The organism is Bacillus sp. hwrm1, assembly GCF_040207805.1.
Classification (GTDB): Bacteria; Bacillota; Bacilli; order Bacillales; family Bacillaceae; genus Bacillus; species Bacillus velezensis.
Map to the genome: position 1 here is coordinate 995,104 of NZ_CP157943.1, position 25,755 is coordinate 1,020,858.

At 46.7% G+C, this 25,755-nt stretch carries 29 protein-coding genes and 1 riboswitch; of the genes, 18 read left to right on the forward strand and 11 right to left on the reverse strand.

All coding sequences use genetic code 11. The features are described 5' to 3' along the window. Positions 1–33: 33 nt before the first annotated feature. Both ABK447_RS05185 and ABK447_RS05190 read right to left on the reverse strand, forming a co-directional pair. Positions 34–504: a TspO/MBR family protein gene (locus ABK447_RS05185; protein WP_020956249.1), complete on the reverse strand. Its 471-nt coding sequence runs from the start codon at positions 502–504 to the stop codon at positions 34–36. Between the two features lie 151 nt (positions 505–655). After that, positions 656–1,375, reverse strand: coding sequence for a TraR/DksA C4-type zinc finger protein (locus ABK447_RS05190; protein WP_039063508.1), 720 nt, complete (start codon positions 1,373–1,375; stop codon positions 656–658). Positions 1,376–1,657: 282 nt separating this feature from the next. On the opposite strand from ABK447_RS05190, the gene ABK447_RS05195 reads away from it, so the two are divergent. The 7 genes from ABK447_RS05195 (at position 1,658) to ABK447_RS05225 (ending at position 9,562) form a co-directional block, all read left to right on the forward strand. Next, positions 1,658–3,073, forward strand: coding sequence for an isochorismate synthase MenF (locus ABK447_RS05195; protein WP_053103905.1), 1,416 nt, complete (start codon positions 1,658–1,660; stop codon positions 3,071–3,073). Next, positions 3,070–4,806: a 2-succinyl-5-enolpyruvyl-6-hydroxy-3-cyclohexene-1-carboxylic-acid synthase gene (gene menD / locus ABK447_RS05200; protein ID WP_032868315.1), complete on the forward strand. Its 1,737-nt coding sequence runs from the start codon at positions 3,070–3,072 to the stop codon at positions 4,804–4,806. Before ABK447_RS05195 ends, menD begins: the two co-directional genes overlap by 4 nt. Then, positions 4,794–5,618 carry a 2-succinyl-6-hydroxy-2,4-cyclohexadiene-1-carboxylate synthase gene (menH, locus tag ABK447_RS05205; protein WP_349909617.1) on the forward strand — a complete coding sequence of 275 codons (825 nt, stop codon included), beginning with the start codon at positions 4,794–4,796 and terminating at the stop codon, positions 5,616–5,618. Before menD ends, menH begins: the two co-directional genes overlap by 13 nt. Before the next feature lie 58 nt (positions 5,619–5,676). Then, positions 5,677–6,495, forward strand: coding sequence for a 1,4-dihydroxy-2-naphthoyl-CoA synthase (gene menB / locus ABK447_RS05210; RefSeq protein ID WP_349909619.1), 819 nt, complete (start codon positions 5,677–5,679; stop codon positions 6,493–6,495). A gap of 87 nt (positions 6,496–6,582) precedes the next feature. Continuing rightward, the gene (locus ABK447_RS05215) at positions 6,583–8,046 is read left to right on the forward strand and encodes an o-succinylbenzoate--CoA ligase (protein WP_020956246.1); all 1,464 of its coding nucleotides are present in this window, start codon (positions 6,583–6,585) and stop codon (positions 8,044–8,046) included. Next, the gene (menC, locus tag ABK447_RS05220; RefSeq protein ID WP_020956245.1) at positions 8,043–9,158 is read left to right on the forward strand and encodes an o-succinylbenzoate synthase; all 1,116 of its coding nucleotides are present in this window, start codon (positions 8,043–8,045) and stop codon (positions 9,156–9,158) included. The genes ABK447_RS05215 and menC overlap by 4 nt, the downstream gene beginning before the upstream one ends. 122 nt (positions 9,159–9,280) lie before the next feature. Next, on the forward strand, positions 9,281–9,562 hold the full coding sequence (locus tag ABK447_RS05225; RefSeq protein WP_032871652.1) for a hypothetical protein: 282 nt from the start codon (positions 9,281–9,283) through the stop codon (positions 9,560–9,562). Here the strand turns inward: ABK447_RS05225 and ABK447_RS05230 are convergent. Genes ABK447_RS05230 through ABK447_RS05240 form a run of 3 tightly spaced genes read right to left on the reverse strand, consistent with a single transcriptional unit; the run spans position 9,543 to position 12,153 of the window. Next, the gene (locus tag ABK447_RS05230) at positions 9,543–9,701 is read right to left on the reverse strand and encodes a DUF1540 domain-containing protein (RefSeq protein ID WP_007408842.1); all 159 of its coding nucleotides are present in this window, start codon (positions 9,699–9,701) and stop codon (positions 9,543–9,545) included. The genes ABK447_RS05225 and ABK447_RS05230 overlap by 20 nt on opposite strands. Positions 9,702–9,758: 57 nt before the next feature. Further along, positions 9,759–10,799: a cytochrome d ubiquinol oxidase subunit II gene (locus ABK447_RS05235; protein WP_020956244.1), complete on the reverse strand. Its 1,041-nt coding sequence runs from the start codon at positions 10,797–10,799 to the stop codon at positions 9,759–9,761. Positions 10,800–10,821: 22 nt separating this feature from the next. After that, positions 10,822–12,153, reverse strand: coding sequence for a cytochrome ubiquinol oxidase subunit I (locus ABK447_RS05240; protein ID WP_007408840.1), 1,332 nt, complete (start codon positions 12,151–12,153; stop codon positions 10,822–10,824). Between the two features lie 197 nt (positions 12,154–12,350). On the opposite strand from ABK447_RS05240, the gene ABK447_RS05245 reads away from it, so the two are divergent. Both ABK447_RS05245 and ABK447_RS05250 read left to right on the forward strand, forming a co-directional pair. After that, entirely contained in the window at positions 12,351–12,599 is a 249-nt protein-coding gene (locus tag ABK447_RS05245) for a type B 50S ribosomal protein L31 (protein WP_007408839.1), read from the forward strand. A gap of 118 nt (positions 12,600–12,717) precedes the next feature. Then, the gene (locus tag ABK447_RS05250; RefSeq protein ID WP_349909624.1) at positions 12,718–13,287 is read left to right on the forward strand and encodes a carbonic anhydrase; all 570 of its coding nucleotides are present in this window, start codon (positions 12,718–12,720) and stop codon (positions 13,285–13,287) included. On the opposite strand, the gene yidD is transcribed toward ABK447_RS05250, so the two are convergent. Then, positions 13,284–13,511, reverse strand: coding sequence for a membrane protein insertion efficiency factor YidD (gene yidD, locus ABK447_RS05255; protein WP_007408838.1), 228 nt, complete (start codon positions 13,509–13,511; stop codon positions 13,284–13,286). The two genes, ABK447_RS05250 and yidD, sit on opposite strands and share 4 nt — an antisense overlap. Before the next feature lie 124 nt (positions 13,512–13,635). Between yidD and ABK447_RS05260 the strand changes: the two genes are divergently transcribed. Continuing rightward, positions 13,636–14,109, forward strand: a complete 474-nt coding sequence (locus ABK447_RS05260; protein ID WP_003152237.1) for an S-ribosylhomocysteine lyase — start codon at positions 13,636–13,638, stop codon at positions 14,107–14,109. Between the two features lie 114 nt (positions 14,110–14,223). Continuing rightward, positions 14,224–14,667: a FixH family protein gene (locus ABK447_RS05265; RefSeq protein WP_020954287.1), complete on the forward strand. Its 444-nt coding sequence runs from the start codon at positions 14,224–14,226 to the stop codon at positions 14,665–14,667. On the opposite strand, the gene ytzI is transcribed toward ABK447_RS05265, so the two are convergent. Further along, the gene (gene ytzI / locus ABK447_RS05270) at positions 14,664–14,813 is read right to left on the reverse strand and encodes a YtzI protein (RefSeq protein ID WP_007408836.1); all 150 of its coding nucleotides are present in this window, start codon (positions 14,811–14,813) and stop codon (positions 14,664–14,666) included. The two genes, ABK447_RS05265 and ytzI, sit on opposite strands and share 4 nt — an antisense overlap. A gap of 123 nt (positions 14,814–14,936) precedes the next feature. Here ytzI and ABK447_RS05275 point away from each other — a divergent pair, with 123 nt between their 5' ends. The 3 genes from ABK447_RS05275 to ytkD all read left to right on the forward strand — a co-directional run bounded on the left by ABK447_RS05275 (position 14,937) and on the right by ytkD (position 16,542). Continuing rightward, positions 14,937–15,374: a Dps family protein gene (locus ABK447_RS05275; RefSeq protein WP_007408835.1), complete on the forward strand. Its 438-nt coding sequence runs from the start codon at positions 14,937–14,939 to the stop codon at positions 15,372–15,374. Between the two features lie 151 nt (positions 15,375–15,525). Continuing rightward, entirely contained in the window at positions 15,526–15,930 is a 405-nt protein-coding gene (locus tag ABK447_RS05280; RefSeq protein ID WP_007408834.1) for a holin family protein, read from the forward strand. Positions 15,931–16,062: 132 nt separating this feature from the next. Continuing rightward, entirely contained in the window at positions 16,063–16,542 is a 480-nt protein-coding gene (gene ytkD / locus ABK447_RS05285; protein ID WP_007408833.1) for an RNA deprotection pyrophosphohydrolase, read from the forward strand. Positions 16,543–16,576: 34 nt separating this feature from the next. Here ytkD and ABK447_RS05290 read toward each other — a convergent pair whose 3' ends face one another. From ABK447_RS05290 to ABK447_RS05300, 3 genes are read right to left on the reverse strand one after another with little or no spacing between them, the layout of a single operon-like run. Continuing rightward, positions 16,577–17,389, reverse strand: coding sequence for an ABC transporter permease (locus ABK447_RS05290; RefSeq protein WP_258334714.1), 813 nt, complete (start codon positions 17,387–17,389; stop codon positions 16,577–16,579). Then, the gene (locus ABK447_RS05295; RefSeq protein ID WP_003152246.1) at positions 17,364–18,146 is read right to left on the reverse strand and encodes an ABC transporter ATP-binding protein; all 783 of its coding nucleotides are present in this window, start codon (positions 18,144–18,146) and stop codon (positions 17,364–17,366) included. The genes ABK447_RS05290 and ABK447_RS05295 overlap by 26 nt, the downstream gene beginning before the upstream one ends. A gap of 11 nt (positions 18,147–18,157) precedes the next feature. Continuing rightward, a complete protein-coding gene (locus ABK447_RS05300) occupies positions 18,158–19,162 on the reverse strand; it encodes an ABC transporter substrate-binding protein (protein WP_007408830.1) in 1,005 nt (334 codons plus the stop codon). A gap of 138 nt (positions 19,163–19,300) precedes the next feature. On the opposite strand from ABK447_RS05300, the gene ABK447_RS05305 reads away from it, so the two are divergent. Then, the gene (locus ABK447_RS05305) at positions 19,301–20,074 is read left to right on the forward strand and encodes a S9 family peptidase (protein ID WP_106080462.1); all 774 of its coding nucleotides are present in this window, start codon (positions 19,301–19,303) and stop codon (positions 20,072–20,074) included. Between the two features lie 57 nt (positions 20,075–20,131). After that, positions 20,132–20,374: a DUF2584 domain-containing protein gene (locus ABK447_RS05310; protein ID WP_003152249.1), complete on the forward strand. Its 243-nt coding sequence runs from the start codon at positions 20,132–20,134 to the stop codon at positions 20,372–20,374. Between the two features lie 42 nt (positions 20,375–20,416). Here the strand turns inward: ABK447_RS05310 and pckA are convergent, their stop codons facing one another. Then, on the reverse strand, positions 20,417–22,000 hold the full coding sequence (gene pckA, locus ABK447_RS05315) for a phosphoenolpyruvate carboxykinase (ATP) (protein ID WP_007408828.1): 1,584 nt from the start codon (positions 21,998–22,000) through the stop codon (positions 20,417–20,419). 197 nt (positions 22,001–22,197) lie between these two features. Next, positions 22,198–22,337: riboswitch (SAM riboswitch) on the forward strand. Between the two features lie 169 nt (positions 22,338–22,506). Between pckA and metK the strand changes: the two genes are divergently transcribed. Together metK and asnB are read left to right on the forward strand one after the other, a co-directional pair. Next, on the forward strand, positions 22,507–23,709 hold the full coding sequence (metK, locus tag ABK447_RS05320; RefSeq protein WP_003152253.1) for a methionine adenosyltransferase: 1,203 nt from the start codon (positions 22,507–22,509) through the stop codon (positions 23,707–23,709). Between the two features lie 143 nt (positions 23,710–23,852). Continuing rightward, a complete protein-coding gene (asnB, locus tag ABK447_RS05325) occupies positions 23,853–25,751 on the forward strand; it encodes an asparagine synthase (glutamine-hydrolyzing) (protein WP_003152255.1) in 1,899 nt (632 codons plus the stop codon). Positions 25,752–25,755: the final 4 nt, after the last annotated feature.

Consider the following 25,755-nt stretch of genomic DNA (forward strand, 5'->3'; position numbering starts at 1 on the left):
AAAAAACCTTGCATACTATGCAAGGTTTTTTTATTATGCGTTCATAGTGTAAATGGTAAAAGACAAGTATGTGGCAAAAGCGCTCCATAATAAATAAGGGACCAGAAGCCAGGCTGAAGCTTTACTGTATTTACCGGCAATGAGCAACAGAATGAGTGTTGTCACAGCCACAAGCAGGCAATCGATAGATGCAGCAAGCAAATTTTTCTGTGTGAATTGAAAATAGCTGAATCCTTGATTCACGATATAATTGATGAGAAGCATCACCCAAAAAGCTTTGGATTCTTTACATGAAAACTTTGCGTATATCAAGGCTGCTGAGAGCGAAATAAGCGCAAACAAAACCGCCCATATGATGCCGATCACTGATCCGCTCGGCGTCCAGTCAGGTTTTTGCAGCGCGTCATACCATTCCCGGTCGATGGGAAAGAGAACCCCCGCTAAAGAAAACAAGACATATGTAATGATAAATACAATAATCGCACCGATATACTTCTTTTTCATTTGTTCCCTCCGTCATTTAAAGTCAATACGATAGTTCCCTTTTTTCGAAAGATTAAACCTTTTGTTCATGCATCATTAAGTGTATGAGTTTTCAGTGTGAAAATGCAGCAAACCATTTATTTGTATTTAAAAACCCCGGCAGGCCGGGGTTTTAATCAGCATGAAGATCGCCAAAGGTCGTCATAATTCCTTCTTCGTCCAGTTCCTGTTCATATTTTTCGTGTGCTTTGCTTGGATACACGGAAATGTTTTTTCCGGTAATATCTGTCGCGATAAAGTTTTCATAATCCTCAGCATAGCCGATGTTTTCTTCTGAGTTCATTGTCATATCCCCATAGCTGAGCGGAGGATCCTCTAAATCCTGAGGCGTTTCTGAGTTTCCGTATTCCTCAACATCCTGATAAGCATCTTCACTATCGTAAGTCGCCCGGATTGATTCATCATCATCAAATTCAAACTGTCCGAACGGTGTTTCCTCCTCAATTGGCCTGTCTTTGGAAACGGCATCCTGCGAGGAATATTCCGCCAATGTCGTAGCCGTCGGCAGAGCTTCGAGTCTGTCATAAGGAATGTCCTTTCCGCTGACTTCACATGTGCCGTATGTGCCGTTTTCAATTTGTTTCAGAGAGTAATCAATGTCGCGAAGGTGCTCCCGTTCATGGTCGAGCAGAGCCAGGTCTTTTTCCCGCTCGTATAATTCGGTCGCCTGATCGCCGGGATGATTGTCATAGGAAGACAATTCGCCGGATGACTGATACGGGAATTCATCAGTTAACTGAAATTGATCATTTTCTTTAAAGCGGCTCAAAATATCATGTCTGGCTTCTTCCAATTCTTTTTTTAAGTGTGTGATCTGTTCGTTTGTAAGCACATCAATCCCTCGTTTCTATGTGATGCTTACTGTTAGTATGAACGCTTTTGCGCAGAAAAATGGTGGATAAAAATAGTCATTTTCCCATGAGGAAGTAAAAGGATACAGTGATTGCCGAGAGTGGGGAAAGAAAATTCAAGTTTGTTTCTTTATTCATTTGCGCAAAAAGGTTTATAATAAGAAATGCAGGCATTTTGTCGTGCTCACATCTGTGTGTTTGACACAAAGTCATCACAGGTGTATTGTATTAAAAGCATTTAACGGATTATGGAGGAATGTCTCATGGTGACAACGGTGCAGCATACGTTCCGAGAGGAAGCAGATCATGCATTACATAAAGCCAAACAAGTCAACCATGCTGTCTTATTGAGCTATTCAAGACGTATTGCGTCTTTAGACCCTCTATCATTTTTCAAAGACGGAGCAAAAAAATATAAAGGCAAACGATTTTTTTGGTCAGAACCCGGTAGTGAATTAACAATAGTCGGTCTTGGCACAGAAGCGCTGTTCCAATCGAATGAAAAAAATGGAAAGCGTTATCACGACGTTTTTGAACAATGGGAGCGCTTTAAAAAGACGGCTTTTCATATTCATGAAGAAGAAGAGGCGGCGCATACCGCGGTCGGCCCTGTCTTATTCGGCGGTTTTTCATTTAATCCCGCTGAAGAGAGAGGAGACGAATGGAACGGGTTCGAAGAAGGACTGTTCTTTATCCCCTCACTCATGCTGACAAAGACGGCAGATGGTGATTATTTAACCGTCAATCAATGGGCGGCAGACGGTAATCAGGCAGAAGATACGCTGAAACGTCTGAAATCTTTTTCGGAAGCTTTTTCAGTTTCTTCAATCGAGTATGAAGAATATCCTGTTTTAACAAAAGCGGAAGAACTTGATGTGGAAAACTGGCTTGAAGCCATTAAAACAGCAACAAATGATATGAAAGCAAATCAATATGATAAAGTCGTGCTGGCAAGGGAAGTCGTTTTGTCATATGATGGGCCTATTCCGGCGGAGAGCGTTGTCCGCAAGCTTTTGAAGGACCAAACGACAAGCTATGTTTTTGCGATTGAGCAGGGAGATAAATGCTTTGTCGGCGCTTCACCGGAACGGCTGATCAAAAAATCCGGCAAAGACGTCATGTCCACCTGTCTGGCAGGTTCAATTAAGCGCGGAGAAAATCAACAAGAAGATGAGCGTCTCGGCAAAGAGCTGCTGCATGACGAAAAAAATCTCGCGGAACATGATTTTGTGGTTCAGATGATACACGATTCTTTCTTGTCGAGCTGCAGCGATGTGAAAAAGCCTGCAGGTCCGCAATTATATAAAACGAAAAGTGTTCAGCATCTATATACACCGATCACAGGCCATCTTAAAACGTCCGCTTCGCTGTTTGATTTAATTGAAAAGCTGCATCCCACACCGGCATTGGGCGGAGCTCCCCAGCAGAAAGCTGTTGAAGTTATCGCTGATATTGAACCGATGACACGTGGATGGTACGCGGCACCGATCGGCTGGATGGACGGCAGGGAAAACGGAGAATTTGTCGTGGCTATCCGATCAGGGCTGATTGAAGGCAAAAGTGCGCGGCTTTTCGCAGGCTGCGGCATTGTTGAAGATTCAGATCCGCAATCAGAATATGAAGAAACACAAATTAAACTAAAGCCGATGATCTCTGCTTTAGGAGGTGAAAGGCTTTGACAAACCCGATTACACATTATATCGGAAGTTTTATTGATGAATTCGCTCTATCGGGTGTCACCGACGCAGTTGTTTGCCCGGGGTCGAGGTCAACTCCCTTGGCGGTTTTGGCGGCGGCCCACCCGGATATTCAAGTCCATATACAGATTGATGAACGATCCGCAGGTTTTTTCGCACTCGGTCTTGCAAAAGCCCGCCAGCGTCCGGTCATGCTGATTTGTACGTCAGGAACGGCGGCGGCTAACTTCTATCCGGCCGTGATTGAAGCTCATTATTCAAGAGTGCCTCTTATTGTCCTGACTGCTGACCGGCCTCATGAATTGAGGGAAGTGGGGGCGCCTCAGGCGATTAACCAGCATTTTCTGTTCGGTAACTTTGTTAAGTTTTTCACAGACTCGGCTCTGCCTGAGGAAAATCCTCAAATGCTGAGCTATATCAGAACATTGGCCGGCAGAGCCGTAAGTGAAGCCGGGAAGCGCCCGATGGGGCCAGTCCATATCAATGTGCCGCTCAGAGAGCCTTTGATGCCGGATTTATCAGCCGGACCTTTTGAAAGAATGAGAAAGGGGCGGCACGTCTCAGTCACAACAGGGATTCAGTCAGCTGCTCAAGACTCTCTCTGTCATATTACAGAGCGTCTCGCGGGTACCGAAAGAGGTATGATCGTCTGCGGCGAAATTCACGGTGAAGCAGAAAAGCAGCAAATCATCGCGCTTGCCGAGATGCTTCAGTTCCCGATTTTGGCTGATCCGCTTTCAAACCTCCGAAACGGGGAGCATGATAAGACGCTGATTATTGATGCTTATGACTCGTTTTTAAAAGATGAAGAAATAAAAGAGGCGCTGCGCCCTGACGCTGTGATCCGCTTCGGTCCGATGCCGGTTTCTAAACCGCTCTTTTTATGGCTCAGAGATGATCCTGCCATTGAGCAGTTTATCGTCGATGAAGACGGAGGATGGAGAGATCCCACCCAGGCCGGCGCGCATATGATTCATTGCCATCCGTCGGTGTTTTTGGAAGCGGTCCGTTCAGCTGAAACCGGAAAGCGGCCGTCCGGATGGCTTGAGAAATGGCAGTTTGTCAATGAGCGTTTCCGGAGTCATTTACAGGACGCGAGCATGGATGATTTATCATTTGAAGGAAATGTATATCGTCAGCTTCAGCACCTTGTCCCTGAAGGCAGTTCGATTTTTGTCGGAAACAGCATGCCGATTCGCGACGTGGATACGTTCTTTGAAAAACAAGATCGCTCCTTCCGTGTCTATGCCAACCGCGGCGCTAACGGAATTGACGGAGTTGTCTCCTCGGCTATGGGACTGTGTGAAGGTACAAAAGCTCCTGTCACGCTTGTAATTGGAGATTTATCGTTTTACCATGATTTAAACGGGCTGTTAGCGGCTAAAAAACTTGGAATTCCGCTTACGGTTATTTTAATAAACAATGATGGCGGCGGGATTTTCTCGTTTTTGCCGCAGGCATCTGATAAGACTCATTTTGAAGAACTGTTCGGTACGCCGACGGGTCTTGATTTCCGGCATGCCGCCGCACTGTACGGCGGGACGTATACTTGCCCTGAGACATGGGAAGCATTTAAGGATGCGTATCAGCCGCAGGCGGACAAGCCCGGACTTCATATAATCGAGCTGAAAACAGATCGGACATCAAGAGTTCAATTCCATCGCGATCTGCTGCAGGCCGCAGTGCGGGAAGTGAAAAAAGAATGGAAACTGTAACAGTTAAAACGGCCGACGGCGTATGCTATCGTGCTGCTGATAGCGGACACGAATCATCTGAAGCTATTGTTTGTCTGCATGGATTTACGGGCAGCAAAGAATCATGGATGTTTTTACGCGGCATGTTTCCCGGCGAACGAATGGTGATGATTGACTGCCTGGGTCACGGGGAGACAGACGCGCCTGTGCAAGCGGCAAGGTACAGTGCGAGCCGGCAGGTTGCGGACCTTGCCGCCGTTTTTGATCAATTAAAACTTCACAAAGTGAAACTTATTGGTTATTCTATGGGGGGAAGACTTGCGTATTCCTTTGCACAGGCATTTCCGCATCGGGTGTCAGCGCTTGTTTTGGAAAGTACAACCCCGGGCCTCAGCACGCTTCAGGAACGCAAAAAGCGGATTCAGTCAGACCGGAAGCTTGCTGACTTTATATTGCGGGAAGGTATAACATCGTTTGTCGATTATTGGGAGGGCATTCCGTTGTTTGCCACGCAGCTTTCTCTGCCGGACAGCGTAAAGGCGTCCATCCGTGCCGGCAGGATGAAAAATAATCCGTCCGGACTTGCAGGCAGCCTGCTCGGAATGGGGACGGGCTCACAGCCTTCCTGGTGGGAGGCATTACACCGCATCAAAGCACCCGTTCTGCTCATATGCGGTGAATGGGATGAAAAGTTTTGCGCTATTAATCAAAAGGTGCATAACCTGCTCCCATCAAGTAAAATAGAGGTTGTCAAAAAGGCGGGGCACACGGTACATGTGGAACAGCCGCGAATTTTTGGTAAGATAGTAAGTGAGTTTTTATACGGCTTGTAAAGCATAAAGAAAATAGCTTTTCGGCCGGACTCAGGCAAAAATGAAGGAGGTCATATCAATGGCTGCAGAATGGAAAAGTGAACGTCAGTACGATGAAATCCTGTACGAGACGTATAACAGTATTGCAAAAATAACAATTAACCGCCCGGAGGTACATAACGCATTTACTCCTAAGACGGTATCAGAAATGATTGACGCGTTTGCTCGTGCGCGTGATGACTCCAATATTGGTGTCATCGTTCTTGCGGGAGCGGGAGATAAAGCATTCTGTTCAGGCGGAGACCAAAAAGTCCGCGGTCACGGCGGATATGTCGGAGACGATCAGATCCCGCGTCTGAATGTGCTTGATCTTCAGCGTTTGATCCGCGTGATTCCTAAACCGGTCGTAGCGATGGTATCAGGCTATGCCATCGGCGGAGGCCATGTGCTTCATATCGTCTGTGATTTAACGATTGCGGCCGATAACGCGATTTTCGGTCAAACCGGACCGAAAGTGGGAAGCTTTGATGCCGGTTACGGCTCAGGTTACCTGGCGCGTATCGTCGGACATAAGAAAGCCCGTGAAATCTGGTACCTGTGCCGTCAATACAACGCGCAGGAAGCGCTCGACATGGGGCTTGTCAATACAGTTGTCCCATTAGAGAAACTTGAAGAGGAAACAATTAAATGGTGTGAAGAAATGCTTGAGAAAAGCCCTACAGCCCTTCGTTTCCTTAAAGCGGCATTTAACGCTGATACAGACGGCCTCGCCGGAATTCAGCAATTTGCAGGAGATGCAACGCTTCTTTATTACACGACTGACGAAGCGAAAGAAGGCCGCGATTCCTTTAAAGAGAAACGCAGTCCCGATTTCGGTCAATTCCCTCGTTTTCCGTGATCAGATGACACTACGAAACAGCTTGAGCCGCTCTGGTCCAAGCTGTTTTCTTTTCAAAAACAGTACTTTTACCTCGGAGATGATAACATGCTGACAGAACAGCCGAATTGGCTCATTCAAAGGGCTCAGCTGACACCAGAGAGAATCGCTCTCATATTTGAAAACAAACAGATGACATTCAGAGAATTATATCATGCTTCTAAACAAATGGCCGCGCGGCTGTCCAAATACTGCTCGCTTAAAAAAGGGGACCGGGCCGCGATTTTGCTTTCTAACAGACCGGAAATGGTTTATGCCGTTCACGCCTGCTTCTTATTAGGGGCGGAAGCTGTGCTGTTGAATACGAAGCTCTCAAAACAGGAACGGTTGTTTCAGCTCGAAGATTCACAGGCAAAGCTTTTATTGACGGAGGACGGTTTTTGCCGCGAAGATTATGAATCTGCAGTCGCCGCTGCGGACGTGGACGAGCTGCAGGCCAAAGCCGCGGGAGACATTGAACCTGAAGCTTATGTAACGCTTGATGATACGGCGACTCTTATGTATACGTCAGGAACAACGGGAAGACCGAAGGGGGTGCAGCAGACTTTCGGTAATCATTATTCCAGCGCTGTATCGTCTGCGCTGAATCTGGGGGTCACGGAGCGGGACCGCTGGCTTATTGCGCTGCCGCTGTTTCATATCAGCGGTCTGTCTGCGCTGTTTAAGTCGGTCATTTACGGCATGCCTGTCGTGCTTCATCAAAAATTTTCTGTCACTGATGTGCTGGACAGCATCAGCTCCCATCAGGTCACGATCATTTCAGCGGTGCAGACCATGCTTTCGGGCCTGCTTGCGGAAACTGAACAATGTCCTGAATCACTGCGCTGCATTCTGCTTGGCGGGGGTCCGGCACCGCTGCCGCTCCTCGAAGAATGCCGCAGGAAACAATTTCCGGTATTCCAATCTTACGGCTTGACTGAAACCTGCTCACAGATTGTCACGCTTTCTCCGGAATTCAGCATGGACAAGCTCGGCTCGGCCGGTAAACCGCTGTTTTCATGCGAAATTAGAATTGAAAAAGACGGAAACCCTTGTGCGCCGTTTGAACACGGTGAAATTACGGTGAAAGGCCCGAATGTAATGAAAGGGTATTACCATCGTGACGACGCAAACCAGGCCGCTTTTCATAATGGATGGTTTAAAACGGGCGATCTTGGCTATTTGGATGATGAAGGGTTTTTATACGTGCTGGACAGGCGGTCGGACCTCATTATTTCAGGCGGAGAAAACATCTACCCGGCAGAAGTGGAAGCGGCGCTGCTTGCCCATCCGGCTGTAGCGGAGGCCGGTGTTTCGGGAGCCGAAGATCCGAAGTGGGGGAAAGTGCCGCATGCTTTTCTCGTGCTGACTTCTTCTGTCAGTTCTGAGGAGCTGACCGCCTTTTGCCGTGAGCGGCTTGCAAAATATAAAATACCGGCTGCTTTTTTCGAGGTTGACGGGCTCCCGCGGAACGCGTCCAATAAACTGATGAGACATCGGCTGAATGAGCTTCGTAAAGGAGAATTGTCATGATTAAGATTGAAAAAATCACCCTTTATCATGTAAGTATGAGGCTGAAAAAACCGTTTAAAACAAGTATTGAAACGCTGCAGGATCGTAAATTTTTGATCGTGGAAGCGATCGATGAAACCGGGAGAACCGGCTGGGGGGAGGTATCGGCGTTTTCTTCTCCGTGGTATACAGAAGAAACGATTCAGACATGCGCGCATATGCTGAGAGATTTTTTCATCCCAAATGTCGTAGGCCGCGAGTTTTTCCATCCGTCAGAAGTGCCTGACAGTCTCGCGCGTTTCAAAGGAAACCGCATGGCAAAAGCGGGGCTTGAATCAGCCGTGTGGGATCTATATGCCAAGAAAAAGGGGATATCTCTCGCAGAAGCCTTAGGGGGCAAAAGAGATAAAGTGCCCGCCGGCGTGGCGGTGGGTCTGGCTTCGGCTGATGAGATGCTTCGGGAAATTGAGCAATACGTAAAAGAAGGTTATCAACGTATAAAAATAAAAATTCAGCCCGGCCATGACGTTGAGCTGGTCAGAGCCATCCGCAGCCGTTTTCCGAACGTACCGCTGATGGCGGATGCCAACTCGGCATATGAACTGAAAGACATCAGCAGGCTGAAAGAGTTGGATGAATTCCAGCTCATGATGATAGAACAGCCGCTTCAGGCAGATGATATTGTCGATCACCGCCACCTGCAGAAACACTTGAGAACCGCGGTATGCCTTGATGAAAGCATATGCTCATATGATGACGCAAGGCGGGCGATTGAGCTTGGGAGCTGTAAAATCATTAACATAAAACCGGCGCGTGTAGGAGGCCTGACAGAGGCTTTAAAAATACATGACTTATGCAGAGAGCATCACATGCCGGTTTGGTGCGGCGGAATGTTTGAAACCGGCATTTCGAGAGCGCAGACAGTCGCGCTTGCTTCGCTGCCGCAATTTACGATACCGGGTGATATTTCCTCATCAGACCGATACTGGGAGGAGGATATTGTCACTCCCGACATGCGGATCGAAGAGGGATTCATCTCTGTTCCGGACGGTCCCGGACTGGGTGTTGAAGTCAATCAGGAAATAATGAGAAAATACGTCACCCAAATGGACGTTTTTACGACAAACAACTGATAAAAAGACATTTCAGCGAGTTGAGCTGCCTGTATGCTGCTGTTATATTGAAATTGTTCATCATCACCCCTTCCCCCGTTTGAACCGGCTGTATCAGCCGGTTTTTTTAATAGGCGGATGCGATGATTTTTTTATTCTTCAAACAGTGTCGGCTTTACATCGCAGGTGTTGCTTTCTGGCTGGGCAAACATGTACATCTTGATAAAAAATTCTGTGCTTGTCATGAATGCGATACTGATCGTACCGTCTGCCGCCTATATTTGCCGACGAACCGCCTTTCTGCCATGCATCTCATCCGCGCGATTTTCCCCGGCTCAAGGGCTGATTTCAAAAAGGCTTGCGGCACGGAAATGAAAAAGAGCTGTATAAAACAGCTCTTTTCTTTTATAAATCATGCGGTTTAAAGGTTTTGCAATCCGTTTCTTCACTTTTTTCAGCGGTTTCGCCTGTATGGCTGACCACATAAATCGCGTCGGCCGTGCATTTGTTTCCTCTGCCCCAATATGAACAGTTATTGACTTCACACAGAATTTTTTGGTCCATGCTGGCTCCCCTCCAAGATAAAAGGTACGCCATTAGTATGAGCCGCCCTGATTTTTGTTATTCCTCCTGGCGGATATAACGTCTGTCTTTCATAAAGAGCTTCCAGAAGAAATAAAACCCGGGAAACAAAATGATGAAAGCGACGATATACGTCATAAACAGCGCCCTGAAGGTTGCCGGCTCCGTAAATCCTGACATGACCGTAATATCCGGATAAATCATATAAGGAAGATGCGCCCGTCCGTATGCATAGCTTGCCAGAAAGTATTGAAGCGCAATGGCGATCATGGCGATTCTCGGTTTGCCGAGGTTGCGGCCGAAGCGCTTATTCGGCAAAAACAGAGCCACGCCGGCAATGATAAATGTGATGACAGACAGAATGAGCCATGTCTTGTCTTTCATCATCCCCGTATACAGCCAGCCGGCTTCAGAGCGTAATGTCAGCATAATGAAGAAGGCGAAAAGAAGCGACAGCGGCCCTGTTAGTAAAGAGCTCCGTCTGTAGATGCGGTACGCATGCTCCTCTTCCGCAACATTTGAAAAATCGGCCAGAAGCAGTGAAGATAAAAATAAAGTGCTTAAAATGGCAAAGCCGATAAACGCATACGCATTAAGGCTTGTAAAGACATTTGCCAAATTCAGTTGATACACTCCGCCCGTCTTCTCAATAAACCCTCCGTGTGTGACCGGAAGGACCAAAATCAGCACAGCGGGAATAATGAAACCTGAAATTCCGGAGATATATCTCATGATTTTTCTTTCCTTCGCCGTATTGGAGAAGACGAGAAAGCCGCTGCGGATGGCTAAGAGCAGCAAAATAATACTTCCCGGGATCAATAAAACGGTTCCCAGCACGAAGGTTGCCCCTGGAAAGAAGCTGAATAGGGCGACAACGATCGCGACGATAAAGACGTTGGTCACTTCCCATGTCGGGGACAAATAACGGTTGGCGATGTTTGTCGCCTTTGTTTGTTCTCTATTTAAATAAATCATCGACCAAAAGCCGGCTCCGAAGTCCATCGTTGCCATGACCGCGTAGATAAACACGAAGCCCCATACGATTGATATCGCAATGAGAGCATCCATGGTAATGTCCATTTTAATTCAGCCCTTTCTATAGTTAGGATTCCGCAGCTTTTACATCCTCCTCAACGGGATGTTTGCGGAAATAATAAAGCAGCACATAAATGACTGCGGCTGCCAAAATGGCGTAAACCACTGTAAACAGGATGAACAGCAAACCGATTGAACCGGTTGTCGTGACGACATCAGACGTTTTCAGGAGATGGTAAATCACCCATGGCTGCCGCCCCGTACAAGCGAATATCCACCCGAATTCAATTCCGATCAGACTGAGCGGTCCTGCGGTTAAAAATAAAATCAAAAGCCAAGTCGGAAAGCTGTCTTTCTTTAAAATTTTTCTCCACACGATGCCGATGATTGAGTACAAAATGAGCAGCATTCCGATGCCGACCATTCCGTTAAACAGTGTATGGATGAATAAAGGCGGCCACTCGTCTTTCGGAAACGCGTTCAATCCTTTGACGACGGTATCAAAGCTGTTTGCAGCCAAAAAGCTTAAAGCCCACGGCACTTCTATCGCCCATTTTACTTTTTCTTCTTTTGCATCAGTAAAACCCCCGATCGCAAGCGGAGCGTGTGATCTAGTTTCAAACAGCCCTTCTGCGCCCGCAAGCTTCTCAGGCTGGTATTCGTAAAGAAGCTGGGCTGACTCGTGACCGTTTAAAGAGGCAATAATGGAGAATATCCCGCCGATCGTTAAGGCGAGCAGCAGCGCTTTTCGGTGAAAGCGGTATACCTGCTCCTGTTTTCTCGTTCTCAGCATTTTATAAGCCGCAACTGACGCAACGATAAATGCCCCGGTCATGAAAGCCGTCAGAACGACATGGCCCGCGGTGGTGAAAAAGCTTGGATTAAAAAACGCTGCCCACGGTTCGACGTCAGTGATTTTGCCGTTTGAAATTTTAAAGCCGGCCGGCGTTCCTTCAAATGCGTGAACATTTGTGATTAAGACGGCAGATGCCGCGGCGCCGATCAAAACGAAAATAACGGCAATGATGCGCATCGCCGGAGTCAGCCGGTCAGCGGCGTAGACATAAATGGACATAAACAGCGCTTCGATAAAGAAAGCATAAATTTCAATCTGAAACGGGAGTGACATCACCCTGCCGATGACCTCCATGAATCCGGGCCACAAAAGGGCAAGCTGTGTACCCGCGATCGTTCCGGTCGGTATCGCCACGCCGAGCAGAACAGCCTGCGCCTTCGTCCACCTTTTCGCCATAATGGCATAATGAGGATCTTTTGTTTTTTGATAAATCAATTCAGCCATTAAAATCATCAGAGGCAAGCCGACACCAAGCGTCGCAAAAATAATATGAAAGCCCATGGTTGTCCCGAACAGACTTCTGGCTAATACTAAATCATCCACGATCATAAACCGCCTTTCTAAATTACCGTTTTATGTAATGTGGTTATATTATTTGCTGAAGCGATTAGATTATTCTTCCGATTCCATATATGTGCAGGGTTTAGAAATCAAGGGATCAGGGCATATATGATTGACAAGCGGATATTTAAGGTTTAAAATAAAACGTAATTATTACGATTTGAGAAAGGGAGATCAGCATGAAAAAAGATATTCATCCGGATAACCATCAAGTGATTTTTCAAGATGTGAACAGCGGCTATCGCTTTTTAAGCCATTCTACGAAAACGTCAGCGGAAACGGCAGAGTGGGAAGACGGAAAAACATACCCGCTGATTAAAGTGGAAGTCAGCTCAGATACCCATCCGTTTTATACAGGCCGCCAAAAGTTCAACGAAAAAGGCGGGAGAGTCGAACAGTTCAACAAAAAATACAATATGGGAAAATAAGACAAGCCCAATGGGGTTTGTCTTATTTATTGAGCACTTTGTCATCTCGTGCGAGGAGTGACGAAATGACCCGTCTTATGTTATATTGTGAATAAAAAAGCAGAAAGGAAACACCAAGATGAGTCTTCTAAACGATATCATGCAATTTAATGAGCAGTTCACTAAAAACAAAGATTATGAAAAATACCAAACATCTAAATTCCCGGATAAAAAAATGGCGATTTTGTCCTGTATGGACACACGTCTTGTAGAATTGCTTCCGCATGCGATGAATATGCGAAACGGCGATGTGAAAATTATTAAAAGTGCCGGCGCGCTTGTCGCCCACCCGTTCGGAAGTATCATGCGCAGCCTTTTAGTGGCCGTATACGAATTAAACGCCGATGAAGTCTGCGTTATCGGCCACCATGATTGCGGCATGAGCAAAATCAACAGCGAGGATATGCTCGATAAAATTATCGACCGCGGTATTCCGAAAGAGCGGATTGACATGCTGAAGCACTCAGGAGTTGATCTTGATCAATGGCTGAAAAGCTTTGGTTCAGTAGAAGCGAGTGTTACAGACAGCGTAAACGTCATTAAACACCATCCGCTATTCCCCGACAATGTGCCGGTGCACGGTCTGGTGATTGATCCTGAAACCGGTAAACTTGATCTGGTGATCGACGGCTACCAGCATATGGACTAATGTTTTTGTTTTTTGTCCGGTACGGGATCAACACCGCCCGGATGAAAAGGGTGGCACTTTAAAATCCGCTTCAGTGTCAGCCATCCGCCTTTTAATGCGCCGTGAGTCTTGACGGCTTCGATTCCGTACTGTGAACACGTCGGATAAAAGCGGCATGACGGCGGCGTCAGCGGAGATATGAACTTCTGGTATCCGCGGATGAACGCAATCATTATGGTTTTCATCAAAAAACCACCTTTCTGATGCTAGTATAGAAAAAAAATTTCAGATTGAAAAGCTTCCGCCACAATTCTTATCGGAAAACTGTGTTATAATGGATGCATATTCTGAAAAAAAGGGAGTGCCATTATGCCTTCAGTAGAAAGTTTTGAGCTTGACCATAATGCGGTTGTGGCTCCGTATGTAAGACATTGCGGAGTGCATAAAGTCGGAACAGACGGCGTCGTGAATAAGTTTGACATTCGCTTCTGCCAGCCGAACAAACAGGCGATGAAGCCGGATACGATTCATACGCTTGAGCACTTGCTTGCGTTTACGATTCGCACACATTCTGAGAAATACGATCACTTCGACATCATAGATATCTCACCGATGGGCTGCCAGACAGGCTATTATCTTGTTGTCAGCGGCGAGCCGACAGCGGAAGAAATTGTAGACCTGCTTGACGCTACGCTGAAAGAAGCCATCGATATTACGGAGATTCCGGCGGCCAACGAAAAACAGTGCGGCCAGGCGAAACTTCATGATTTAGAAGGCGCGAAACGTCTGATGCGTTTCTGGCTGTCACAGGATAAAGAAGATTTGCTGAAAGTGTTCGGATAAAAAACAGGCCTTTTTGCTGACATGCAAAAAGGCTTTTTTACATATTTCTAAAAAATGTCACACCTTATGTGTAAGCGTTTGCTAAAATAGAAGCAAACATAAAGGAGTGATGGGATGAAACGGGCTGTATTGGCAGGTATGTGCGGTATGGTATTTCTATTATCTTCCTGCGGGGGCAATTCGGACAAAACCTCCGCGGATGAAGAGCCTAAAGCGCTTGAGGTCAAGCTTACAGGACCGGAAACGACTGCACCGCATGAAAAAGCGGAATACAAGGCGGAAGTTTTTTACGGCGGCAAGCGTGTCACGGATGCGGATGAAGTCATGTTTGAAGTATGGAAAGAAGGAAAAAAAGGCAGCAGCAAAACAAGCAAGGCCAAGGAGGAAAAAGGGGCGTATCACCTGCGGACTGAATTTGATGAAGAGGGTGTGTATACCGTTCAATCCCACGTAACGGCAAAACAGCAGCATAATATGCCGACTGTAAAAGTGCGTGTCGGGGGTGCTGAAGCTGCCGATGATTCCTCCGGCCATGAGGAACAGACGCATCATCATTAAGGATTTTTTTTATCCGTCAAGCCTTTTGATGCGTCCTCCGGCGGGTCAATCGTATGTTTTACATTATAAGCTCTTACAGTCGACCAGATGGATAAAAGCAGCACGGCGAGCACGATAAGAAAGCCGAAGCTCAGAAGAAGCAGCATGAAATCCCTCCTTTTTAACAAATCATAACATATTTTCCATCCGTAAAATCAAGGGCTAAAAATTTTGTTTTAACACACGATATATAGGGTATATCAATAGTAAACCAAAGGAGGAAGATAGGCATGTCAGAAAAACTATTGGACGCAGTCAATAAGCAAGTTGCAAACTGGACGGTCATGTATGTGAAATTACATAACTATCATTGGTACGTCAAAGGGAAGGACTTTTTCACATTGCATGAAAAGTTCGAGGAGCTGTATAACGAAACGGCTACATATATTGATGATCTGGCAGAACGTCTGCTGGCATTAAACGGCAAGCCGATCGGCACAATGACGGAATCATTGAAGACAGCGTCTGTAAAAGAAGCGGAAGGCAATGAGAGCGCAGAACAAATGGTACAGAACATTTATGATGATTTCACTGTCATTGCGGAAGAGCTGAAAAGCGGCATGGATCTCGCAGATGAGGTAGGAGACGAAACGACCGGTGATATGCTGCTTGCCATTCACCAGAATATCGAAAAACATAACTGGATGCTGAAAGCGTATTTGGGATAATCAACAAGGGAAGACCGGGGCTATAAAGCACTCGGTCTTTTATTTGGCTGCCGAAGAGAGGTGTTGTCCATTTTTCTGAAAAATCCAGTCCGTTCCATTCACTTTTCATAGAATAATGTAAGGCCGTTTCTGTGAAAGGATGTTGGATCAAGTGGGCAAAGACTTTGGCATCTTTTCGTTTTTTGCAGTGATCGTGTCGGCAGCGGGGTTTTTCTTCGGAGGTTTTCAGTATTCGTTTCTGATTTTGCTATCGGTCATGGCGATTGAGTTTATCAGTACAAGCTTAAAAGAATCTCTTTTGCAGCAGCTGAGCGCAAGAAAGCTTTTTGCGCGGCTGGTCAAAAAAATCGTGACCCTGGCATTAGTCTCAGTTTGCCATTTTTTTGACCAGCTGCTTCATACCGAAGGCGCCATCCGTAATTTGGCTATCATGTTTTATATCTTATACGAATCGGTTCAGATCGTGATTACGGCAAGCTCGCTGGGCATACCGGTTCCGCAGGTGCTCGTCGACCTATTGGATACTTTGAAAAATAAATTCAAGCGCAAACCGTAACATTTGCTTCAAAGGAGGCTATACTAGCGGGTATGATGGTTTTCCTCTGAATTTTTGATAAAGGGCTTCCGAACAAACGCAACTGTGGTATGATGTATGGAAGATATGAAGGAACGGATTAGAGGGATAAACATGTACGAGTTTAAAGACTATTATCAGAACACTGTTCAGCTCTCCTTTGAACACCAGCCTTTTTCAGACAGCCCGAAGCACGTATGGGTCATATGCCGATATGGAGATAAGTGGCTTTTGACTGAGCACGAAGACCGGGGGTTTGAATTTCCGGGCGGAAAAGTGGAGCCGATGGAATGTGCGGAGGAAGCGGCCCTGCGCGAGGTGAAAGAAGAAACCGGCGCCGCGGTAAGACATCTGAAGTACGTCGGACAGTATAAAGTTCTCGGCAGGGAAAAGGTAATCGTGAAGAATATTTATTTTGCCGATATTGAAAAGCTTGAACAACAGGCTGACTATTTTGAAACAAAGGGGCCGGTGCTGTTCAGCGAACTGCCGGAGAATCTCCCGCGAAATAAAAAATTCAGTTTCATTATGAAAGATTCGGTGCTTCCGATCAGTCTGAAAAAGCTGAAAGAGGACGGCGTATTTCAATCATAAAAACGAAGACCCGGCGTTTACGCACGGGTCTTTTTTAAATTTTTCCTTTCGTCCATTTTCTTTCTAACAGTTCGACTCCCTGATACATCAATGTCGCAAAAATTGCGATGATCAGAAGGCTTAAGAACACAAGAGTGAAATTGAAGACCTGGAATCCGTAAATGATCATGTAGCCCAGACCTTTTTCGGAAACGAGAAACTCGCCGACGATGACACCGACCCAGGATAAACCGACGTTCACTTTAAGCGCGGAAATAATCGCGGGAGCGCATGCCGGCAGAATGACTTCTTTAAACATGATGCTTCTTTTCGCTCCGAAGGTTTTCATCACTTTAATATAGTTTTCATCCACTTCCTGAAAAGCCGTAAAGACGACGATTGTCGTGATAATGACACTGATGACTGCTCCCATGGCGACAATGCTTGTGAAATTCGGTCCGAGTGCCACGATGAGAATCGGTCCGAGTGCGACCTTCGGCATCGCGTTTAAAATGACGAGGTACGGGTCTAAAACCCGGGCGAGCCTGTTTGACCACCATAACAGAGCGGCGAGGCATGTGCCGAGAAACGTGCCGAGCAAAAAGCCGAGAACGGTTTCTCCTAAGGTTGCGCCGATGTGCGCCGCAAGGGATCCGTCCGCAATCTTTTCAACTAAAAGCCTGCAAACGGCGGAGGGTGAGCTGAAGATTAACGGATCGATCCAGCCCGCCCTGCTCGATATTTCCCATCCGGCAAAAAATACGATAAAAATGGCGGCCTGATACGCACGGATCCGGAGCTTTTCTTTTTGGTGTCTTTTCTTAAACTGCTGATGAAGCTGTTCAATCGTGCCGCTGCTGTTTTTCAAGGGAATTCAGCTCCTTCCATATGGTTTGAAACAGCGGCTGAAAGGCCGGATCCTGACGCGCGTCAAACGGATCTAAAGCCGCGAGCTCCTTAGGCACGGTGAATATTTGGTGGATGGTGCCCGGCTGATTCGAAAATAAATAGATCGTATCGCTCATGGCGATGGCCTCACCGATATCGTGGGTGACGAGCACGGCGGTTTTTTGAAAATCCTTTAATGTTCTGAAGACAAGGTTTTCCAAAGAAAGCTTCGTTTGAAAGTCCAGCGCGGAAAACGGTTCATCAAGGAGCAGCAGGCCCGGGTCCGGCGCAAGAGTTCTGGCAAGTGCCGCCCGCTGCCGCATCCCGCCTGAGAGCTCTTTCGGGTATTTCTTTTCAACGCCGATTAATCCGAGCTTAGGCAGAAGGCTGAGAACTTCAGCTCTTTTTTCTTCTGTTAATGTTTTTGAAATGTGTAAACCGAGCAGCACGTTTTCCTCAATTGATTTCCAAGGAAATAAATAATCCTGCTGAAGCATATAACCGATTTGGTGTTCTTTATGGTTCGGCACGCTTCCTTCAATCAGCACCCGGCCTTGCGCAGGAGTAATAAGGCCGGCCAGAATGGACAGGAGTGTTGTTTTTCCGCATCCGCTCGGTCCGAGAAAGGAGATGAAATCCCCTTTTTCAATCTGAAAATGTATATCTTTCACGGCGGTTGTCTTTTCTTTCAGCGAGAAATAAGTATGTGTTACATGATCCACATGTAAAAAAGACATTCATGTTCCTCCTATTGTTCTGAGGTGACTTTTTTGGCGATTTTTGTGTTGACGAGTTTGCTGTACGGAATGTGTTTCGGGAGCTCTCCGGCTTCATCCATAATAGATTGAAGCTGTTCCCATTCATCCTTTTGCAGAACTGGGTCTGCAGAGAATGACTTTTGTTTTTTATATCGCTCTATTGATGTTTCGATAATGGCCGGATCGGTATCGGCAAATTCCTTCTGAATCGTTTTTGCGATGTCTTTGGCCGGGTGGCTTTCCACCCATTGCTGGGCGCGATAGATGGCGCGGGTGAATTTTTCCGCCGTCTTTTCATTGGTTTTCAAATAACTTTCTTTTGCCATAAAGGTTGTGTATGGCATTTGGCCGGAAGCTTCTCCGAAGGATGCGACGATATGGCCGATGCCTTCTTTTTCAAATTGGGATGCCGTCGGTTCAAACAGCTGCACATAATCACCCGTTCCGGATGCGAATGCGTTGGAAATATTGGCGAAATCAATGTTTTGAACGAGGTTAATGTCTTTTTTCGGCTCTATGTGATTCTTTTTCAGGACGTACTCACCGGCCATTTGGGGCATGCCGCCTTTTCGCTGGCCGAGAAATGTTTTTCCTTTTAGATCGCTCCATTTGAATGATTTCTCATCCTTCCGTGACACGAGAAATGTGCCGTCCGTCTGTGTCAGCTGCGCGAAGTTGATGACCGGATCTTTTGCTCCCTGCGCCTCCACGTAAATGGATGTTTCAGAACCGATCAGCGCGATGTCTGACCCGTTTGACAAAAGCGATGTCATTGTTTTGTCTCCGCCCCATGTTGTTTGAAGTGACACTTGGAGCCCTTCTTTTTTAAAGAAACCTTTTGCTTCAGCGACATACAGAGGCGTATAGAAGATGGAGTGTGTGACTTCCGCCACCTTTACCTTTGTCAGACTTTCTTCCTGTCTGCAAGCCGGAAGAATGAGCAGGAAAAAGGCGCATATGACAAAAACGCAGCCCGTTTTGAGCCATTTGTTCACGGTGTAACCTCCTTGTTTTAAGCGTTAAAATAACCTTTTCTGCTTTACATATCGTATGATGGGTATAAAAAATGTGTGAGTGCCCATATTCACGTTGGGAAAGAATAAAAAAACTGATGATATAAGGAGGCCATTGTTTTGCTGGCAGAAAAGAAAAGGTTCCCGTCTCCGAGTCCGCATATCCGCCTCTTTGAGGTATGCTATGAGTCAGAAGGGCTGAAGGTAAAGGGGCTTCTTGCCGAGCCTGCGGCGCCGGGAACATATGACGGTTTTTTATATTTGCGCGGCGGCATAAAAAATGTCGGCATGGTACGCCCCGGAAGAATCGTTCAATTCGCTTCCCAAGGTTTTGTCGTGTTTGCGCCCTATTACAGAGGCAACCAGGGCGGCGAGGGAAATGAAGATTTTGCGGGAGAGGACAGAGAGGACGCGTTTTCTGCTTTCCGCCTGCTTCGGGAGCATCCGAACGTCAGAGAAGGGCGGGTGCATATTTTCGGTTTTTCCCGGGGCGGAATCATGGGGCTTTTGACCGCGATTGAAATGAGGCATCAAGCGGCTTCGCTCGTTTCATGGGGCGGTGTGAGCGATATGGTGCTTACTTATGAAGAGCGGAAGGATATGCGGCGGATGATGAAGCGGGTGATCGGAGGCACGCCGAAAAAGGTGCCGGATGAATACAGATGGCGTTCGCCGTTTGAAAACGCAGACCGCATTCAGGCCCCTGTGCTGCTCATCCATGGAGAGAATGATGAGAATGTTTCGATCGAACACGCCCGAATGATCGAGGACAAGCTGAAAGAGGCGGGGAAACCGGTGGAAACTTGGTATTACAGCGGTTTTACGCATTATTTTCCGCCGCAGGAAAACAGACGCATTGTCCGGCGGCTGGCGGAATGGATGAAGACACGGTAAGATGCCTGATTTATGATATGATAATAAAGAATAAGAGAATGAAAGGGGATTTTCATTTTGGGAATGCCTGTTGAATTTAATACCATGATTGTGACAAAAGGCAATGAAAAACGGATAGAGGAAAATATCTTTTTATTGGAGAAAGAGGGCTACCGCGTCTATCCTCTTGATATTCCGATGGACGTGCGCAAAACGAAAACCGGCGAGAAATCCGGCACCGGCGAGGTCCAAAAGCTCGAATGGGCGAACGGCCGGACAAGCATTACATACAGACTCACGTCGCTCCATTCGACAAACTGAAAAAACAAAAGCCAAGGGCATAAACGCCCTTGGCATTTTTGATTACACGAGAGGTCCGCCGGCTTTGGCAATCGAGTCCGCATGGGAAAACTTTTTAAAGTTTTCTTTAAACTCATTGGCTAAAAACAGCGCTTTTTCGTTGTATGCTTGTTTATCGCTCCATGTGTTTTCAGGCTGAAGAACTTCATCCGGAACGCCCGGAACATGAACGGGACTACGCAGGCCGAAAATGCTGTCTGCCGTCATGTCAGTCTGGTTCAGTCTGCCTTCAATAGCGGCCTTGACCATCGCTCTTGTATACGAAAGTTTCATCCGTTCTCCGACTCCGTACCCTCCGCCGGTCCAGCCTGTGTTGACCAGGAAGACTTGAACGCCGTGTTCGTCGATTTTATGCCCGAGCATTTCGGCATATACATGCGCCGGAAGCGGAAGGAACGGTGAACCGAAGCACGTGGAGAAAGTCGTTTGCGGAGATGTCACGCCGCGCTCGGTTCCCGCGAGTTTACTGGTGTACCCGCTTAAGAAGTGATACATCGCCTGTTCCTTCGTCAGTTTGCTGATCGGAGGAAGCACGCCGAATGCGTCCGCCGTTAAAAAGACGATCGCCTGCGGATGGCCGGCAATGCTCGGCTGCACGATATTGCCGATCATCTCAATCGGATATGCGGCTCTTGTGTTTTCCGTGTAGAAGGAATTGTCGTAATCCGCTTCACCCGTTTTTTCATCAAGCACGACATTCTCAAGAACAGACCCGAAGCGGATCGCACGAAAAATCTGCGGTTCTTTTTCCTCGCTGAGATTGATACATTTAGCGTAACATCCGCCTTCAATGTTGAAAACGCCGGAATCTGACCAGCCGTGCTCGTCATCGCCGATCAGTTTGCGGTCCGCATCGGCTGAAAGCGTCGTTTTCCCTGTGCCGGAAAGGCCGAAAAACAGGGCGACATCGCCTTTTTCACCGACATTGGCTGAGCAGTGCATCGGCAGTATATCCTGCTGCGGAAGCAGGAAGTTCATAATGGAGAATATTGATTTTTTCATTTCTCCGGCGTATTCGGTGCCGCCGATTAAAATGACGCGCTTTTCGAAAGAGACAATGATAAATGTTTCCGAATGCGTGCCGTCCGTCTCCGGATCTGCTTTAAAATGCGGAGCTGAGAGAATGGTGAAAGGCTGCGCTTGCGTGTCTCTTTCATCCGTCTCCGGTCTGATAAACAGCTGGCGCGCGAATAAATTGTGCCACGCAAATTCATTTACGACCGTAATCGGGAGTCTGTATTTTTCATCCGCTCCCGCGAATCCTTCAAAAACAAACAGTTCATCCCGCTGTTTTAAGTAGCTGACGACTTTGGCGTACAGCTTTTCAAATGCCTCTTCAGAAATGGGCTGATTCACCGCGCCCCAATCAATTTGATTTTCTGTGCTTTGTTCACGGACGATAAATTTATCTTTAGGTGACCGGCCTGTATATGCGCCGGTGGTGGCGCGTACGGCGCCCGTTGATGTCAGCGTTCCTTCATTTCGGCTGATCACTTTTTCGGTAAGTTTTGGAGCCGATAAATTATGATGCACATTCGGACTTGCAAGTAATGCTTGAAGATCTGCGGTTAAATCAACTAATTTCATAAAAACCTTCCTTTGCCGGTTTATTTGTATTTCGCTGAATGTGGAATTAGTATAACATATATCTGAAAATAGTCTATACTATTTGCGGTTTTTTGTTTGTGTTTTTCCATTGCTTCCCGAAATAAAGGCGCGTAATCGCTTTAATTCATATTGACACTTTCCGCCCTTTTACGATAAGATATTTCATTGAGCGGATACTCTTATCCCGAGCTGGCGGAGGGACAGGCCCGATGAAGCCCAGCAACCGGTTTCTCTGTAAAAAAGCAGGTGAAAACACTGTGGGAAACCAAGGTGCTAACCTGATGCAAGGTTTAATATTTTCCTTGAGCGATAAGAGTGAAAGGCACACAGACCAAACCCTTTCCTCGAGTGGAAAAGGTTTTTTTATTTCATAAAATATGCCAATTAACATTCTCTGATATAGTATGACATTGTATTAAGAGGGAGCGAGTTCCGTATCATATGAAAAGGTCTTGCAAAAGATCTTTTTTCAGGAGGAAAAGTGAATGAGTAAAAACCGTCGACTATTTACATCTGAATCTGTTACTGAGGGTCATCCGGACAAAATCTGTGACCAAATTTCTGACAGTATCTTAGATGAGATTTTAAAAAATGACCCGAACGCGCGCGTGGCCTGCGAAACATCTGTAACGACAGGACTTGTGCTGGTAAGCGGAGAGATTACTACATCAACATACGTTGACATTCCGAAAACAGTCCGTGAAACGATTAAAGAAATCGGCTACACACGCGCCAAATATGGATTTGATGCGGAGACTTGCGCTGTTTTAACATCAATTGATGAACAGTCTGCGGATATCGCAATGGGTGTCGATCAGGCTCTTGAAGCGCGTGAAGGCACAATGAGCGATGCTGAAATCGAAGCAATCGGAGCGGGAGACCAAGGCCTGATGTTCGGTTATGCGTGTAACGAAACGAAAGAGCTTATGCCGCTTCCGATCTCTTTGGCGCATAAATTAGCCCGCCGTTTGAGCGAAGTCCGCAAAGAAGACATTCTTCCGTACCTTCGCCCTGACGGCAAAACGCAAGTTACCGTTGAATATGATGAAAACAACAAGCCGGTCCGCATCGACGCGATCGTCATTTCAACTCAGCACCACCCGGAAATTACGCTTGAGCAGATTCAGCGCAATCTGAAAGAGCATGTCATTAATCCTGTCGTGCCTGAGGAACTGATCGATGAAGAGACAAAATACTTCATCAATCCTACGGGACGTTTCGTAATCGGCGGACCTCAAGGTGATGCGGGTCTGACCGGCCGTAAAATCATCGTTGACACATACGGCGGATATGCACGCCACGGCGGCGGCGCATTCTCCGGTAAGGATGCGACGAAGGTAGACCGTTCTGCGGCATACGCTGCGAGATACGTAGCGAAAAACATCGTGGCAGCAGGTCTTGCTGATTCTTGTGAAGTGCAGCTTGCATACGCAATCGGCGTGGCACAGCCTGTTTCTATTTCCATCAATACATTTGATACAGGAAAAGCTTCTGAAGAAAAACTGATCGAAGTCGTACGGAATAACTTCGACCTGAGACCTGCCGGCATTATTAAAATGCTTGATCTGCGCCGCCCGATCTATAAGCAGACAGCTGCTTACGGCCACTTCGGACGTCATGATGTGGATCTTCCTTGGGAGCGTACTGACAAGGCGGATGCGCTTCGCAAAGAAGCACTAGGAGAATAATTTTATAGCCGCTTACTTAAGCGGCTTTCCCTTTTTGTAGATGCTGCCATGCTTATTTTTTACATAGCGTGAAACCAATGGCGTAACAAAGCGTCTATAAAAAGGGGGTCCAATTAGAAAATTACACTTATGGAGGCTATACTATGTGTGGATTTGTCGGTGTTTTTAATAAGCATCCATTAACTCAAACCGCAGATCAAGAAGAGCTAATCAAACAAATGAACCAAATGATCGTTCACCGCGGTCCTGACAGCGATGGGTATTATCATGACGAGCACGTCGGATTCGGCTTCAGACGGCTCAGTATTATTGACGTAGAAAACGGCGGACAGCCTTTATCATATGAAGACGAAAAATATTGGATCATTTTTAACGGCGAAATCTATAACTACATTGAACTGAGAGAAGAGCTTGAAGCGAAAGGCTACACTTTCAATACAGATTCCGATACCGAAGTGCTCCTTGCGACATACCGTCATTATAAAGAAGAAGCTGCTTCAAAGCTTCGCGGAATGTTTGCGTTTTTAATCTGGAACAAAGCTGACCGCGTCATGTACGGCGCGAGAGACCCGTTCGGCATTAAACCGCTGTATTACACAACCATCGGGGATAAAGTATATTTTGCATCTGAAAGAAAAAGTTTAATGGCCGCTCAAAACGGCATTGATCTTGATACAGCTTCTTTACAGCAATATATGTCTTTCCAATTCGTTCCTGAACCGAGCACGCTTGACGCTGAAGTGAAAAAAGTTGAGCCGGGCAGCCAGTTTACGATCCGCCCGGAAGGCGACATCGCGTTTAAAACATATTTCAAAGCGAACTTTAAGCCTGTTCAGTCTGATGAAGATAAATTGGTGAAAGAAGTCAGAGACGCAATCTTTGACTCTGTCAAAGTTCACATGAGAAGTGACGTTCCTGTCGGTTCGTTTCTATCCGGCGGTATCGACTCTTCTTTTATCGTCTCAGTTGCGAAAGAATTTCACCCGAGCCTCAAAACATTTTCCGTCGGTTTTGAGCAGCAGGGCTTCAGTGAGGTTGACGTAGCGAAGGAAACGGCTGCCGCGCTCGGGATTGAAAACATCAGCAAAGTCATTTCTCCTGAGGAGTATATGAACGAGCTTCCGAAAATCGTCTGGCACTTTGATGACCCGCTTGCAGATCCGGCGGCGATTCCTTTGTACTTTGTCGCGAAAGAAGCGAAAAAACATGTAACGGTCGCGTTATCCGGGGAAGGCGCGGACGAGCTGTTCGGCGGGTACAATATTTACCGCGAACCGCTTTCGCTTAAACCGTTTGAACGCATTCCGTCCGGTCTGAAAAAAATGCTTCTTCATGTGGCGTCCGTCATGCCTGAAGGAATGAGAGGGAAAAGCCTCTTAGTCCGCGGCTGCACACCGCTTGAGGAGCGTTATATCGGTAATGCGAAGATTTTTGAAGAGCCCGTGAAAAAACAGCTGCTCAAACATTACAATCCAGAGCTTTCATACCGTGATGTCACGAAGCCGTACTTTACGGAAAGCCGTTCATACAGCGACATTAATAAAATGCAGTATGTTGACATCCATACGTGGATGCGCGGCGACATCCTGTTAAAGGCTGACAAAATGACGATGGCCAACTCTTTGGAACTGCGCGTGCCGTTCCTTGATAAAGTCGTGTTTGACGTGGCTTCTAAAATTCCGGATGAACTGAAAACGAAAAACGGCACGACGAAATACCTTCTGCGCAAAGCTGCTGAAGGGGTAGTGCCTGATCATGTGCTTAACCGCAAAAAGCTCGGCTTCCCTGTGCCGATCCGCCACTGGCTGAAAAATGAAATGAACGAATGGGTTCGCAACATCATTCGTGAAAGTGAAACAGATGCTTATATTGAAAAGGATTATGTCCTTCAGCTTCTGGAAGATCATTGTGCCGACAGAGCGGACAACAGCCGCAAAATCTGGACCGTGCTGATCTTCATGATCTGGCACAGCATCAATGTTGAAAAAAGACTGGTGCCGGAAGAGCTGAATCATCAGCCGAAAGAAGTCATTTTCGTTTAATCCA